Raw genomic sequence first — 14,733 nt, 5'->3', positions numbered from 1 at the left:
AAAATTATGTCCGGTCTAAAATTGAATAGTTTATGACAAAAAAAGAGGTAATGCAGAAGACTATTGAATCAATTGCCAAGGTAGGTACACAATTTAATTTCAAAGCAGAGTGGAGAAATCAATGGTTGATCAGAAATGAAGCTGATCATATTTTCATGTATGAATTGTTAATATACGATAGAACAATAATAGGTACAGGTGCTAAGGGTTTTCAAATTGAACCTATGATTTGGGTAAACGTGAAGGCTATTGAAGCTTTCTACAAACAAATTACTGTAAACACAGAACTCAAAAAAGACGTAGATTTTAAAACGATTGGTAGTTCAATTGCTTCCTTAATCGCTAATCCAGACGGGATATTTCGTAAGAAAAATGAAAGTTTGAACTTATTGATTTTTGAGGAAAATCATATTCCAGGAGTTGCGGAGACATTAATCAAACAATTTAACAAAGTTGCGTTGCCTTATTGTCTGACGAATTGCAAAATTCCTGCAATAGATAAAATAGCAAACAGCCATCCTGGTGAATGGATTGTTCATATGATGAACGATTATAGACGAATGATCAGGGGCGTAATTGCAGCCAAACTAAATAGCAATCCTGAAATTGAAAAGTTGCTTAATTTTTATGAGAAGCAAATGATTGAAAGTGATGCACCGGAAATGAATCTTGAAGAGATGAAACGACTGAAAATCTTATTGCCCTCAATTGGCAGTAATTAAAATTAGCGAAGAGTAATTTTCTTGATTGCAAAATGCGATGGTATATTACCGTAAAGCAATTTAAAAGTATAAGAGATAGTAACGATTTTTTACTACCTCTTATACTTTTTCATTTGACAGATTAAAATGGTCCTTTTCGTCAGTTCCAAGAACCATACGCAAGGAATTTATTATTGAGTATTGGTAAATATATTTATTTTGAAATCGCCTTAATGTATCGGTCAACTTCGTACAAAGCTGTTTCGGGGTTGATTTTTTTAAAGTTATCTTTGACGTGCTGGATAAATAATTCTTGCGTTTCCTTTTGCCCCCATTCTATAACCGGAAGAATAACAGGCCATTTTTTAATTTTACGGGCAAAACTATGCAACACCAGATAAGGAGGTGCCAAGTTGTAAGCAGCATCCAATAATTTAGCATAACTCTCGGCCTTAAAGCATATTCTTAAATCATCAACCACCTGGTAAATATCCACTGTTTTATTACCCTCAAATAAACTCCTGGCGAACGAAGGAACACCCTCATCAGTAAAATACACCCTCAGAAATTCATTAAACAAATCCTCGGTGACTTCGATCAGATCCGTCGTATAGTAGCTATACGCCTCCTTAAAAAGCGGTAACGAAAAAGAATCCCCAAGTTTATCTACTATGAAGTTGATGACCTGTTGTTCTTTTTTTAAAAGCTGATCAATAGTAGGCGCCTTTTTAGCAGCCCCCACATGAAGAGCATGTTTGGGTTTTGTGAGCTGATCGAAAAAAACACTTTTAAAAGTTGTGGACTTCCTGGCGTGTACAAGTTTAAAATACAGAGGTCTGACCACCTGGCCGTGGAAATCCACGTCCTGCAATCTTGGATCATCAGTGACCTTATAACTTACTTTCGACATTTCCCTACTTTAATTAGTTAAAAATCCCTCCCCTGCCTCATTTCGGCAACTTCAAAAATATACAAATCAGGACACTGTTTTCAGTATAACATAAAATAAATATGTGATACAACCTCTTAAATGTTGATGTATAATATATTTTACACCAACATTTTTGTAAATTTGATCTTGTGGCCTTTCACACTGAAAGGATTTGTGAACTTGATAAGTGAGAGAGATGGAAAAATTAACCCCAAGCAAGGTACAGGAGTATCTGCGCAAAAAAGAAATTATTGTAACAGAGGAAATGGCGTCAAGAATATTAAAGATACTATGCCTGTTCGCTGACATAACAATTGAACATTACTTAAAATCAAATGAAAATGAAAGTAGCTGACCTATTGATCCGTGCAAGGTGTGCAGATCATCAAGAGCAAGACCTAATGTTAAAAACACAAGAAGGTTTGCTCCGTAAATTTAGTTTGGAGAACCAAATTAAAATCAGGAAAACAGTTGTAGTGCGTGGACCCGGACACGAATTTAATCAACACACCTGGCCATCGTACATCAAAAACATACGCAGATCCAAAGACAAACCAGAGCTGTTACTTTTTACAGACTGGGACAGACTGACCAGAAACATTGCAAGCTCATTGCTATGGATTGCCCAATTACAAAAATTAGGGGTTAAACCCATGGCAACTACCTATCATGAAAGCAATCTGGATCTAATTAAATACCTGGTTTTCCAGCCTGCCTGGAAAAACCTGCAAGATGTATTATCCAATAGATCTGCACAAAATTAAAGGGGGGATTCAAATGACCCGAAAGTATAAACATAAAACTCAAACAGATGAAGGAAACAACAGCAGACCTGTATATACGGGTATCTACAGATGAACAAGCCGAAAAAGGTTACTCACAACGAAGCCAGGAGGATTTCTTGCGAAAGTTTTGTGAGTTAAAAGGATATACCATCAGGCAGGTGATATTTGAGGATCACTCTGCAAAAACGTTCAACAGACCAAAATGGAAGAATTACCTCCTCGATCTTAAACGGCACCGTGGCAAAACTGATTTCGTGTTGTTCTTAAAGTGGGACCGATTTAGCCGTAATGCCGGTGATGCTTACCAGATGATCTCCATTTTAAGAAGATTAGGCGTAGAACCACAAGCCATAGAACAACCTTTGGATATGGAAATCCCGGAGTCTAAAATGATGCTGGCTTTTTACCTAGCCGCACCAGAGGTTGAGAATGACAGACGTTCTTTAAATGTCATTCATGGTATGCGCCGTGCAATGAAAGAAGGAAGGCACATGAATCGCGCACCTGTTGGATATAAGAATGTCCGGGATGAAAATGATAATAAAATCATAATTCCCGTTGAACCAATGGCAAGCCTAATGATATGGGCCTTTGAAGAAGTGGCAAGAAAAGTTTACAATACAGAACAAATTTTTAAACTCATTAAGAAAAAAGGGTTTACACGCAGTAGGGCGCAATTTTGGCTGGCTGTGAGAAACCCAGCCTACTGTGGAAAGTTATTTATTCCCAAGTACAAGAAAGAGGAAAGTGTCTTTGTTAAAGGCAAACATCAACCTCTCATAAGTGAAGCGCTTTTTAATGAAGTTCAAGAGGTTTTAGATGGTCGTGGACGATCCTATAAGCCTAAAGTCATGGCCAATCTATTTCTACCTTTAAGAGGTCTTATCGTTTGTCCAAATTGCGGCAAACTGGTTACGGGTAGTGGCAGTGTTAATCGCTATAAAAAGGCATATCCATATTATCATTGTTCTAAGGGATGTCGGTTTCGTGAACGGGCAGAGGATGTTAATGAACAATTTTACAGGTTACTCAAAAAATATTCACCCCGGCAAGAAATGATGGAGTTATATCAAATCATACTACAACAAGCATGGAAAGAACAATCCTCAGAAGAAACTCTAAACCGGACACAATTGGGAAAACAAATAAAAGACCTTGAAGGAAAAATCTCTGTCATTAGGGATTTACTCGCCAGCCGAAAATTAGATCCGGAGGAATTCAACATAATGAAATCTAACTATACACAAGAAATCGAAAAAATAGAAGCTCAGCTAAGCGGCCCGTCAGCCGATAAACCTAATATCAAAAACCTTCTAAAGCTCGGTATTGGTAAACTTCTTTCATTGGATTCTATATATGAAAACTCTGATAATGATAAAAAAATAGAGATCATAAGTTCGTGCTTTCCAGATAAACTCTATTTTGAAAACAGAGCATTACGAACTTTTAGAGTAAACGAAGTTCTAAATTATATATACCAAATAACCAATGATTTAGGGCCTAAAAACAAAAGAGAGAATGGAAATAATTCCATTCTCTCTAGTTTGGTTGCCCAACCAGGATTCGAACCTAGACAAATAGAACCAAAATCTATCGTACTACCATTATACTATTAGGCATTGTTTAACGGGATGCAAATGTAGTTTTTTTCTTAAATAAAACAACACTTGCAAAAAATAATTCCTGGAACAGATCATTATTTCCGTATCGACACTGCCGCTATACCCACTGCCACAGCATCTTCCACGCCACCCAATGCGGCATCTCTTACTTTAAATTTACGACCCGTTTCCCGGCGCAGATAAAAGAATGCATAGGCAGCAGCTACTGCTGCCACGGCGCCTATCAGTCCACCTTTCCAGGCTTTGCCTCCTTTGGCCTGATAAAGGGTAGCACCTACCAACGCTCCCGAAAGCGCTCTGCCGGCAATACCGGCAGCGGCTATACGATCTCCTGTACCTGGAGCTTTATCTACCACCAGCTCCCCTGCCGCCATGGTTTGTAAAAAACGCGCAGTAACCGGCTTTTGCATAAAGGCCAGCGGTGAGCGACGTAGTTTATCGGAAGGTTCCTGGTTCAATGAATAGCTCGTGAAGGCAGGACCCATCGCACTACGCATCCCGGTGACTATTCCCAAACCAATAACCTGAAATATGGAAGGTATAATTGCTTTTTTCATACCAGCTGCGCAACAATCATTGTGCCACGCCTGCCCATCCCGCTGTGTATGCTTCTCTAAAAATATAGAATAATAAAATGTTCAAATAATTGATTTTTAATTTATAAAGATAGATGTAGTTACTTTGTAGTACCTTATCTCCGAACGTGTAGACATTGTGTAGTAGACATAAAACACCAACTGCTATCAGGTCATTTTACCTTTGCCATACATCATCGTTAAACCAAAAAACGTAACAAACTATGAAAACAAATCAATGGGCTATGATTGCTTACATCACCCTGATAGGATGGATCATTGCTTATGTAAAAAGTAAAGAAGAGAGAAGTGCCCTGGTTAATTATCACCTGGAACAAGCCCTGGGACTCGTGATAGCCAGCATCGTCTGGTCTGTTGCGCTTGGAATTGTGATCGCCGTTTTACCCGCAGCACTCAGTGGTATACTCTCTTTTGCAGGTTTCTTACCCGTGGTATTTATGGTTTTTGGCATCATCAATGCCAACAACAACGTACAACAACCTATACCTGTAATAGGAAAAATGTTTGAAAACAAGTTTGTTTTCCTGCAGAACTAAAGAGAATACGGGTGTTAAGACTTTACTTGTGAATGAGGTAAACCCTTGAATGAGACTGGCTGTTATAGTCAGTCTCATTCTTTATATGTAGCTACTGTACCATATTCATCAACCAGGCATCCAGTCCTTCTTCTTTGCCCAGCCCCAGTTTTTGCTTAATCCGGTAGCGCGACATCAGGATACTTTTGGGTGCTACCCCCATCCTGGAAGAAATTTCTTTGGTAGATAAACCCATGGATATATAAGAGCAATGCTTTAAATCAAGGCGGGTCAGGGTATTGCCAGCCTTCTCCTGCAGACGGCTGAAGAATTCCGGATGAATATTTTCCAGCTCTGTCTTCGCCGTTTCAAAGTCTTCATCCATACGCCGGTGCTGATCTATCATACGCGTAATTTGCCCTACCAGGTTACGATCGCCCGATTTTTCCGAGAGCTTCTCCTGCAATGTTTGCAGCAGTTCATTCTTCTGTTCTACCTGTAAAGCCCCGGCCAGTAAGTCTTTCTGCAGTTGTTCTTTCTGGGCCTGCATCAGTTGCTGTTCAGCCTGTAGTCGCGCGGCTTCCTCACTTTGGAGTCTTGCCTGCAGGGCGGCTTCCTGTTTTTCCAGTGCCAGCGCTCTGGCTTCTTCGTCCTTCAACCGCATCTGTAATACGGCATCCTGTTTTTCTTTTTCCAGCAACGTCTGCTGCTGAATAGTAGATTTCAACCGGAAATGATAGGAGCGGAAAAGGAATACCAGCACCAGTATACAAGCCACTATCAATATCACATATACGATGTTCAGCTTTTTATTGAATGCCGCTTTTTCCTGTAAAGCACTCAGCTCCTGTTCTCTCTGCTGCGCCTGGTACTGCGCTTCCAGTCTTTTGGTGATGGACATTTTTTCTGCGTCAAAAGCCGCTGCATAATATTTACTGTGCTCACGGGAGTAGTTCAACGCCCCCAACAGATCCCCTTTCTTTTCTGCCACCTCCGACAAAGCACTCATGAGATGCGCCATCACCTTATTATCGGGAGAAGTAGACCTCAGCAAAGTTTCCAACCCTGCCATTAAAAAATGGGAGGCACGATCATAATGTCCATCTTCTATTTCAAAGCTGCTCATCATGCCATAACTGCTGGCGATGACCTCCTGCTGATCAGTAGCGGTGCCTATTTCCAGGGAAATTTGCAGATAATGCAGGGCAGAATCCCGGTAGCTGCGTGGAAAATATTCCGCATACAGATTAGCAGTATTCAAAGCTACCAGCCCCAATATACTCGGGAAGCTGATCCTGTTCTTATTTTGCTGGTAGTACTGTATGGCGATGCGGTTGTAATACAGGGAGGAATCCAGCAGCTTCCGGGCACTGGTATCACGGGCAAACCGGTTCTCATAACTGCCGGCAATGGCCTGGTAAGCATTACACATATCATCCGGATCAGGGAAACGCTTTGTGGCATCGAGGGTCGCAAAGGCATAGCGCGACTGGTTTTCCAGATCATCCCAGTCTGCATAAATGGAAGAAAGATTATATAAAATACTGGTCTCTAAACTGTTGGCCGGTTGCCCAACACCATACTTTAAAGCCTGCTGAAAGCTCTTCACGGCATCATGCGGCTTGCCGATCCTGTTTTCCAGCCATCCTTTCCGGTACCATACATTCTCCATCGTCAACGGATCTCCGGACTGCTCCGCCAGCAGAAAAGCGCTGTCCAGCTGCAGCTGCACCTTCTTCACTTCTTCCTGTCCAAACATTAACGACACCAGGGAAGAATGACATTGTGCGGCATACTTACTATCCTTTAAAGAACGACTCATCGATAAAGCTACCTGCGCATTTGCAAGCGCTTCTTTATGATCATGGCTTATCAAAGCACGACTCAGTTTCAATCTTGTTAACACCTGTTCCTCTGGTGTCAACGTCCGTTGCGTCAATACCTGCTTTAATGAATCCAGCACGGTTTGAGCATCTAAAGTAGCAGTAGATAGCAGGCTAATGATGGCACATAACAAAAATACCAGCCTCCATTTGATACGGTTCATTCCGTAAAAATACTATTTGTAGTTGTTTTGTAGATATAAAAAAAGGAATGCTGTAGTCACCTTGTAGATACTACAAATGCCTGAAGACCGCTACAGCACTGTATTTTTGCATCAGAGTTCATTTATAGAAAAGGATCATATGGAAAAATTGAAAAACCGGCATCCTACACCTGAACTTACCAACGCATATATACGGCCTTTCCTCTTTTGTTAATTTACCCCCAAATTCTTTTTTTACTTCATTATAAAAAAAGATAATGCAGTAAACCGGGTCAATACCGGTTTACTGCATTTTTAATGAATAGCGGATGATAGAACGCAATACGCTTACAATCCCGTCTCCAGGTGCTGCTGGTCTTTCAGCAACTGCGCTTTTAATTTTTCGTAATCAACTTCCTGCACCGCCTTATTTTCTGTAATCGCCAGTACGGCAGCCGTGGCAGCACTTTGCCCCAATATCATAAATACGGGTTCCATCCGGATAGAGCCATAGGCAATATGGGAAGCCGACACACAAACAGGTACCAACAGGTTACTGCATTCCTGCTGATGGGGTAGTATTGCCCCATAAGCCACTTTATATGGCGCTTTAATATCCACACCTATATCTCCTTCATTTTGTACAAAGCCATCTTTTTTCACATAGCGCTGCGCGTTATGCGCATCCAATGTATAAGAACCCATGCCGATGGATTGAGGTACCTCGCTTTTGCCGACAACGGTCTGCTCTGTCATCACAAACTCCCCTTTCATACGCCGGGCCTCCCGGATATATAGCTGATGCGGCCAGTTCCCATTATCTTTAAACTCATCGGCCGATAAGCCCCATGTTTTCATACGAGCCTGAATAGCCGCCGGCACCCGGCGATCGTTGGCCAGAAAATACAAAAGTCCCTGCTGATACACTTCGTGTTCTCGGATAATTTCCTTTCTGCGGGCATAGCTTCCCTCCGGGTAGTCGTAATTCATGCCGATATTATCCATGCTAAAAGGACCATGGTTATTCACATCGGTTTTATGATTGGGGATAAGATCAAATTTATTAAACACTTCATTCCAGCCACTGTCCAGCACCCTGCCCAGCAATTCATATTTAGCGGCATCATACCCGACCGGTTTGGAAAAAGATATCCGGTTGGCAGCGTTATCGGTCAGGCACAAACGAAAACAATAAGCCTGGATTCTATGATCCGCCGCTCCCTTTTCACCCGGATTTTCTGCAGATACACCTGGCAACAGCCCACTGCCGGCATCTCCGGCAATACGGTAAGGACTGATATGCTGTTTAAAATAATGCCCGTGATGTAAAACGCCCGTCTGTATTCCATTCCAGGACTCGCCATAAGTAGCATTTGCCTCCCGGCCCACGGTATAACTCACCCCTGCTGCTGCCATCAGATCACCTTCATAAGTGGCGTCAATAAATATTTTACCGCTGTAAGTATGCCCACTCAAAGTAGTGATCGCCTGTATTTTGCCGGCCTTCTTTGTTACCCCCTGCTCCCGGTTCAGCCACTCGTCCCTGTAAATAACGAGGTTATTTTCCCGGACATAATCTTCCATCACCTGTTCTGCCACATGTGGCTCAAAAATCCACATGGTGCGTGCAGCGCCATCCATAGCTGGTGTACCTTGTCCCTTATTCCCGTACTCAGAAGGCTTTTGCCAGTTCCAGGCGGATGGTTGCTGGTAATGCAGCCAGATACGGTGATAGAAATCCCGTGCCAGGCCACCAATAACAGATTTATTACCGGTGTCAGTAAAGCTAAGCCCCCCGGAAGAAAGGCCACCAAGATGTTTATCAGGAGATACTACGATCACACTTTTCCCCATCTTATGTACCTGCACCGCGGCAATGACCGCAGCAGCAGTACCACCGTAAATAATCACATCTGCCTTATAAACAGGCGCAGTACCCCGGGAAAATAAAGCGGGTAATAACAGTACAGTGATCAGTAAACCTACCTTTCTCATGCAAATAATAATTTTTTAAGATACGCGGGATAGCTTTTCCCTTCTATACCACCATCGCCGAAAGTGATACTGTCACCGAAACAAACGATCCGGTTACGAGGTAGTTTTTTCAGTTGGATGTATTCGAAAATGGCCACTGCCATGGTTCTATAGCCAGCCGGTGTTGGGTGTACACCATCTGTTACGTTACTGTTGACAACATTTTTAATCAAACTTTCTGCTCCTTCACCGATATCGCCTGTTTGCTGAAAAATAAAATGCATATCAAGCAGGTCCTGCCCGTAATCTGCTGCCGCCTTACGAATCACTTCATTCACCTGTCGTTTTCGTTCGGCATGACCTTCCGGCTCATAAAAAGCCGCCGGGTGACGGATATGCAAATAAGGCTCATATACCGGCAGGATAGTCATCATCAAAACCCGGCTTTTAATAGCCACTATTTTTGATACGATCTCCCGCAGATTTTTTTCATACTGTGGTAATGGAATATGCTTGCGGGAATTCATATCATTGGTACCAATCATCAGAATGGTCAGTTCCGGTTTATGTTCCAGGCAGTCGGGCGTTATGCGGCCCAGCAGATCCACGGTATTATTGCCACCTATTCCGGCATTTACAATAAATCCCTCGCTGATGGCAGCATAGGCGTTGCCAGGAAAATAAACGTCTTGTAAAGAAAAGGTAGCAGTCAGCAAACCAGCCTGTAGAAAATTTCTGCGATGCATTGCTTGGTACTTTATTTTAATGCCGTTGCCGGCTCCGGAGTTTGAGTAGGTAAGATAATAATCTCTCTATACAAAAGCAGAAAATGTTACAACTATGTTGTACATCGCGAAAAACAAATGCGCTTTTCTCTTTTAAAAATAAAACATCTGATGTTTAACCAAACATCATACCTTTGTACAGTAAATGTGAATTCATGGATCAAACATCCAAATTATCAGACCGCGTCATCAACGCCATACAGAAAGATATTTCTCAGGGAAAATACAAGCCAGGACAGAAAATACCGGCGGAACCGGAGCTGATGGTACAATACGCAGTAGGCCGCTCCACCATCCGGGAAGCGATTAAAACCCTGGCCATGAGCGGGGTACTGCGGGTACAACAGGGCGCCGGCACCTTTGTGAATGAAACCATTAAAGCGGAATCGCTGGACCAGCGCCTGAGGCGGGCAGACTTCGAAGAAATTAACCAGGTAAGACGTATGCTGGATTATGAAATCGTAAAACTCGCAGCAGAAAATCATACCAAAGAAGATATCCATCAGCTGAAACTCCTGCTGGAACAACGCAAAAAAGCCATACTGGAACAACAATACCAGCAATGCATGGATGCAGACATTGCCTTTCATACTGCCATCGCCAAAGCTTCTGGCAACAACGTACTGGCAGACCTGTTCCGCAGCTTCACCGTTGTGATCCGCGATTTCTTTACTAAACGCGACACCCAAAGCATCAGCCATTTTGCAATCAGTCACCATTTGCATGAAGCTTTATATAAAGCCATCAAAAGCGGCAACGCCAAATTATCCCGGCAGGTAATGGAAGATATCCTGGACAACAATTATTAAATTTTGAAAGATGAATATTCTGATATTTAGCGTGATCCTGTTGGGAAGCGCTTACATGGCAGGACTTTTAGGCTCCATCACCGGATTAGGCGGCGGCGTAATTCTCATTCCCCTGCTCACGCTTATATTTCATGTAGACATCCGTTATGCCATAGGTACCGCACTGCTGGCTTCTATCGCCAACTCCTCAGGTGCCGCTACAGCTTACATAAAAGAAGGCATCACTAACATCAGGCTCGGCATGTTCCTGGAAATAGCCACTACCGCAGGTGCGGTGGTAGGTGCACTCATCGCCGTGTTTATGCCCGTTAATGCCATTGCCATTTTACTGGGCGTAGTACTTATATTTTCTGCGGCCATGACCATCCGCAAAAAAAATGTACATGCAGAACAAACCGGCAGCAAATTATCATACCTGCTGAAGCTCAACAGCAGCTATCCCACACCTAACGGCGAAGTCAATTACAAACTGAAAAATGTAGGCGGTGGATTTTCTATTATGTTGGTCGCCGGCGTACTCTCCGGCCTGCTGGGCATTGGCTCCGGTGCTTTGAAAGTGCTGGCGATGGACAGCACCATGCGCATTCCTTTTAAAGTAAGTACCACTACCAGCAACTTCATGATAGGTGTTACTGCGGCCGCCAGTGCAGTGGTATACCTGCAGAGGGGATATATAGATCCGGGCATTGCTTTCCCGGTGATACTGGGCGTATTGGGCGGTGCCTTCACAGGCGCGAGAATACTTACCCTGATCAACCCTACTACGTTGCGGATCATTTTTGGAGTGGCCATTACGTTTGTAGCCATAGAAATGATCTATAACGGATTACATCACCAGTTTTAACAGCAGCAGTATGAAACCTTTGAAGAAATTATTAGTAGATCGCGATATTGAATTATTCATTGGCCAGGTACTGAGGATAGGCGTCATCACAGCCAGCTGTATTGCGCTGCTGGGAGGCATCTTATACCTGGTACAGCAAGGTGCTGCCAGCATTCCGGAGTATAGTGTGTTTAAGGGAGAAGGCGCGGATTACACCTCTTTCCGGGGCATCTTCCATGGTGTAGCTACCGGCAACGCCACCGAAATAATACAACTGGGCGTACTCGTATTACTGGCTACTCCCATTCTCCGCATCTTTTTCTCCCTGATTGCTTTTGCTATAGAAAAAGATAAGCTCTATGTGGTGATTACCATGATCGTGCTCAGCATCATTCTGTTCAGTATGTTCGGCGGACTGAAAGTATAAGTTTATTCTTCTCTCAATCGTTCATCCGTATACGTGATAGCAGTTCTGCCATGTGGTACAGGTTTTCCATGTTCATCTACACTGACAAACACCATTCTGTCCACTGTGAGAATTGTTTTCTGTGTAATCTTGTTTCTCACCTGGCAGGTGAGGGTAAGTGAGGTGCGGCCGAAGTGGGTGGCCTTGATGCCCAGTTCCACGATATCGCCTTGCTTTGCAGAGTTGATAAAGTTAATTTCAGACATGTACTTTGTCACGCAGCGGTTGGTGCCTAGCTGAATAATGGAATAAATAGCAGCTTCTTCATCGATCCAGCGCAGCAGGCTGCCGCCAAATAAAGTTCCATGTGCATTCAGATCCTCCGGCTTTACCCATTTCCGTGTGTAAAAGTTCATGACGATAGTTTTGTTCCTGGTAAAAAGGCAAAGCTATTCCATTCTTACATACGGTGTACCACTTTTCCGGCTAACCTGGAAATTATTCTGCCAGGGAAGTTAATTATCCGGGAAAGCAGTACACCCCAATAAAATCGTATAACCTTTCCTGTTATAATTTTATTTTTTCGGCAGATGAATACTTATTTATCTTTTTCCGGTAATTCGGGCGAATGTAGCTTCACTGGCTTTTCCGAACGTGATCTCATTTTCAGGTTCAGCACTTCTATAAATACGGAGAATGCCATCGCGAAATAAATATATCCTTTGGGAATATGCTGATCAAAACTTTCTGCAATCAGGGAAACGCCAATCAGCAGCAGGAAAGACAACGCCAGCATTTTCACTGTAGGATGTCTGTTAACGAAATGACTGATGGATTCTGAAGCCAGCATCATTACACCTACTGCTATCACCACAGCAGCAATCATGATCTCCACATGATCTGCCATACCCACAGCGGTGATGACAGAATCCAGCGAAAACACAATATCCAGTAATAATATCTGCACAATTACCTGACCAAATCTCATGGCTTTTCCTTTTGCTTCTCCATGCTCTCCACCTTCCAGTTTTTCATGTATCTCAGCGGTACTTTTGTAGATCAGGAACAATCCACCTATCAGCAAAATAAGATCCCTGCCGGAAATGGCCATCTTTTCCAGCCAATCCGGATGTTGTATACCTATCCAGTCACCCACATTAAAAAGCGGTTTTGTCAGCGACATGATCCAGCTGATAGACAACAGTAATAAAACACGTACAAACATAGCCAGCCCCAATCCCAGGCGCCGTGCTTTCTTTTGCTTGTCTGCCGGCAGCTTCCCTGCCAGGATAGAAATAAATACAATGTTATCAATACCAAGTACTATTTCCAGTACGGTTAGTGTCAAAAGACTGATCAGCGCATCTGCGTTAAGCAAGTGTTCCATAATTGACAGTTATATATAGGTTGTTGCATGTGCAAACCGTAATATACTTTCTTTTTCACTAGTGATAAAATCTGCTAAATACCTGCTAAAACAAATTACCGTACCTTACACCCATTACACAATGAATAGCATTTCTTCCTCCTGCTTGTTTACAATTACATACTTCTGTTTCCTTATTAAAAGATGAAAATGAAAAAAGATGAATGGCATATAGTGCGCTTTGCTTCGCGCGGTAATAACAGCTTTATAGAAGCTGCTATGGCTGCGGTACAGGAATATTTCACCGACAATAAAATTTCTATTTATGCCAATAGAGAGATGTGGATTAAAACTATCGTGATGCTTTCCCTGTATTTTGTACCCTATACTTTAATGGTAGTAGGTGCCGGCGCCGGTAATATCTGGCTGTACCTGGGATTGTGGTTGCTCACCGGGCTGGGCATGACTGGCATAGGCGCCACCATCATGCACGATGCTAATCATGGCGCCTTTTCTCCGAAAAAAAGTGTCAATAATTTCATAGGCCATATATTGGAAGTAATCGGCGGATATGCCGCTACCTGGAAAATACAGCACAACGTGCTGCACCATACCTATACCAACGTAACTGGATTAGATGAAGATATTGATAGTATTAAATTTCTGCGTTTCTCTCCCAACCAGCCACGCCATTGGTATCACAGGTATCAGTTTATCTACGCCTGGTTCTTCTATATGCTGATGACCTTATTCTGGATGACCGCCAAAGATTATTTACAGGTACTACGTTATAAAAATCATGGCCTGCTCATAAAACAAAAAGTTTCGTTAAAACAGGCCATGTTCAGAATTTCCGTGTTCAAGGTATTCTACTATGGATATATTCTCGTATTACCGTTATTATTTTCCGGTATGCCCTGGTATTGGGTACTGACGGGATTTTTCCTCATGCACTTTACTGCAGGATTATTACTCGCCTGCATTTTCCAGCCGGCACATGTCATGACTTCGTCTGAATTTGCTGCACCGGTAGTAGTGGATGATGTGAAAAGAATGGAAAACAGTTGGGCCATCCATGAAGTCGTGAATACGACCAACTATGCCCCGCGCAGTCGCATATTATCCTGGTGCATAGGCGGATTAAATTACCAGATCGAACACCACCTGTTTTCCGGCATTTGTCATGTGCATTACCGGAAACTCGCCCCTATTATAAAGGCAAAGGCAGCAGCATTTAATTTACCATACCAGGTACAACCTACTTTTATACATGCCTTGTGGGAACACGGCCGCATGTTGAAACAACTGGGTGTTGCCGGTGGCCGCAAACATTAATTAATTAAGAAGGAGACTGTCTGTAGACAGCCTCCTTCTTAATGTTCTTCCGCGAAAAA

General features: G+C 42.7%; 14 protein-coding genes, 1 tRNA gene and 1 pseudogene. 8 read left to right on the top strand and 8 right to left on the bottom strand.

Going from position 1 to position 14,733, the window contains the following annotated elements:
- The first annotated feature begins 32 nt into the window (after window positions 1–32).
- Window positions 33–722, top strand: coding sequence for a hypothetical protein (locus AC1DP6_RS14685; RefSeq protein WP_477055479.1), 690 nt, complete (start codon window positions 33–35; stop codon window positions 720–722).
- A gap of 193 nt (window positions 723–915) precedes the next feature.
- Here AC1DP6_RS14685 and AC1DP6_RS14680 read toward each other — a convergent pair whose 3' ends face one another.
- A complete protein-coding gene (locus tag AC1DP6_RS14680) occupies window positions 916–1,611 on the bottom strand; it encodes a hypothetical protein (protein WP_477055478.1) in 696 nt (231 codons plus the stop codon).
- A 362-nt stretch (window positions 1,612–1,973) separates the two neighbouring features.
- Here AC1DP6_RS14680 and AC1DP6_RS14675 point away from each other — a divergent pair, with 362 nt between their 5' ends.
- Window positions 1,974–2,396 carry a recombinase family protein gene (locus AC1DP6_RS14675; protein ID WP_477055477.1) on the top strand — a complete coding sequence of 141 codons (423 nt, stop codon included), beginning with the start codon at window positions 1,974–1,976 and terminating at the stop codon, window positions 2,394–2,396.
- A 47-nt stretch (window positions 2,397–2,443) separates the two neighbouring features.
- Window positions 2,444–3,232, top strand: a pseudogene (locus AC1DP6_RS14670) (recombinase family protein); the annotation flags it as partial.
- A 730-nt stretch (window positions 3,233–3,962) separates the two neighbouring features.
- On the opposite strand, the gene AC1DP6_RS14665 reads toward AC1DP6_RS14670, so the two are convergent.
- A tRNA-Gln gene (locus AC1DP6_RS14665) sits at window positions 3,963–4,036 on the bottom strand.
- A gap of 77 nt (window positions 4,037–4,113) precedes the next feature.
- Window positions 4,114–4,596, bottom strand: coding sequence for a hypothetical protein (locus AC1DP6_RS14660; RefSeq protein ID WP_477055476.1), 483 nt, complete (start codon window positions 4,594–4,596; stop codon window positions 4,114–4,116).
- A gap of 242 nt (window positions 4,597–4,838) precedes the next feature.
- Between AC1DP6_RS14660 and AC1DP6_RS14655 the strand changes: the two genes are divergently transcribed.
- Entirely contained in the window at window positions 4,839–5,171 is a 333-nt protein-coding gene (locus AC1DP6_RS14655; protein ID WP_477055475.1) for a magnetosome magnetite crystal formation protein family, read from the top strand.
- A 91-nt stretch (window positions 5,172–5,262) separates the two neighbouring features.
- On the opposite strand, the gene AC1DP6_RS14650 is transcribed toward AC1DP6_RS14655, so the two are convergent.
- The 3 genes from AC1DP6_RS14650 to AC1DP6_RS14640 all read right to left on the bottom strand — a co-directional run bounded on the left by AC1DP6_RS14650 (window position 5,263) and on the right by AC1DP6_RS14640 (window position 9,896).
- Window positions 5,263–7,197 carry a hypothetical protein gene (locus tag AC1DP6_RS14650; RefSeq protein ID WP_477055474.1) on the bottom strand — a complete coding sequence of 645 codons (1,935 nt, stop codon included), beginning with the start codon at window positions 7,195–7,197 and terminating at the stop codon, window positions 5,263–5,265.
- A 327-nt stretch (window positions 7,198–7,524) separates the two neighbouring features.
- The gene (locus tag AC1DP6_RS14645) at window positions 7,525–9,171 is read right to left on the bottom strand and encodes an FAD-dependent oxidoreductase (RefSeq protein WP_477055473.1); all 1,647 of its coding nucleotides are present in this window, start codon (window positions 9,169–9,171) and stop codon (window positions 7,525–7,527) included.
- A complete protein-coding gene (locus AC1DP6_RS14640; RefSeq protein ID WP_477055472.1) occupies window positions 9,168–9,896 on the bottom strand; it encodes an SGNH/GDSL hydrolase family protein in 729 nt (242 codons plus the stop codon). The genes AC1DP6_RS14645 and AC1DP6_RS14640 overlap by 4 nt, the downstream gene beginning before the upstream one ends.
- 194 nt (window positions 9,897–10,090) lie before the next feature.
- On the opposite strand from AC1DP6_RS14640, the gene AC1DP6_RS14635 reads away from it, so the two are divergent.
- The 3 genes from AC1DP6_RS14635 to AC1DP6_RS14625 are packed head-to-tail and all read left to right on the top strand — an operon-like array spanning window position 10,091 to window position 11,994.
- The gene (locus AC1DP6_RS14635) at window positions 10,091–10,744 is read left to right on the top strand and encodes a FadR/GntR family transcriptional regulator (protein WP_477055471.1); all 654 of its coding nucleotides are present in this window, start codon (window positions 10,091–10,093) and stop codon (window positions 10,742–10,744) included.
- A 10-nt stretch (window positions 10,745–10,754) separates the two neighbouring features.
- The gene (locus tag AC1DP6_RS14630; protein WP_477055470.1) at window positions 10,755–11,588 is read left to right on the top strand and encodes a sulfite exporter TauE/SafE family protein; all 834 of its coding nucleotides are present in this window, start codon (window positions 10,755–10,757) and stop codon (window positions 11,586–11,588) included.
- A gap of 10 nt (window positions 11,589–11,598) precedes the next feature.
- Window positions 11,599–11,994: a DUF1634 domain-containing protein gene (locus AC1DP6_RS14625; protein ID WP_477055469.1), complete on the top strand. Its 396-nt coding sequence runs from the start codon at window positions 11,599–11,601 to the stop codon at window positions 11,992–11,994.
- Between the two features lie 2 nt (window positions 11,995–11,996).
- Here the strand turns inward: AC1DP6_RS14625 and AC1DP6_RS14620 are convergent, their stop codons facing one another.
- Together AC1DP6_RS14620 and AC1DP6_RS14615 are read right to left on the bottom strand one after the other, a co-directional pair.
- On the bottom strand, window positions 11,997–12,389 hold the full coding sequence (locus tag AC1DP6_RS14620) for an acyl-CoA thioesterase (protein ID WP_441572503.1): 393 nt from the start codon (window positions 12,387–12,389) through the stop codon (window positions 11,997–11,999).
- 182 nt (window positions 12,390–12,571) lie between these two features.
- On the bottom strand, window positions 12,572–13,360 hold the full coding sequence (locus tag AC1DP6_RS14615) for a TerC family protein (RefSeq protein WP_477055468.1): 789 nt from the start codon (window positions 13,358–13,360) through the stop codon (window positions 12,572–12,574).
- Window positions 13,361–13,549: 189 nt separating this feature from the next.
- On the opposite strand from AC1DP6_RS14615, the gene AC1DP6_RS14610 reads away from it, so the two are divergent.
- Entirely contained in the window at window positions 13,550–14,674 is a 1,125-nt protein-coding gene (locus tag AC1DP6_RS14610; protein WP_477055467.1) for a fatty acid desaturase family protein, read from the top strand.
- The last annotated feature ends 59 nt before the right edge of the window (window positions 14,675–14,733 follow it).

The organism is Chitinophaga sp. 01L420 (assembly GCF_056399985.1).
This window is presented reverse-complemented; position numbering and strand designations above follow the sequence as displayed.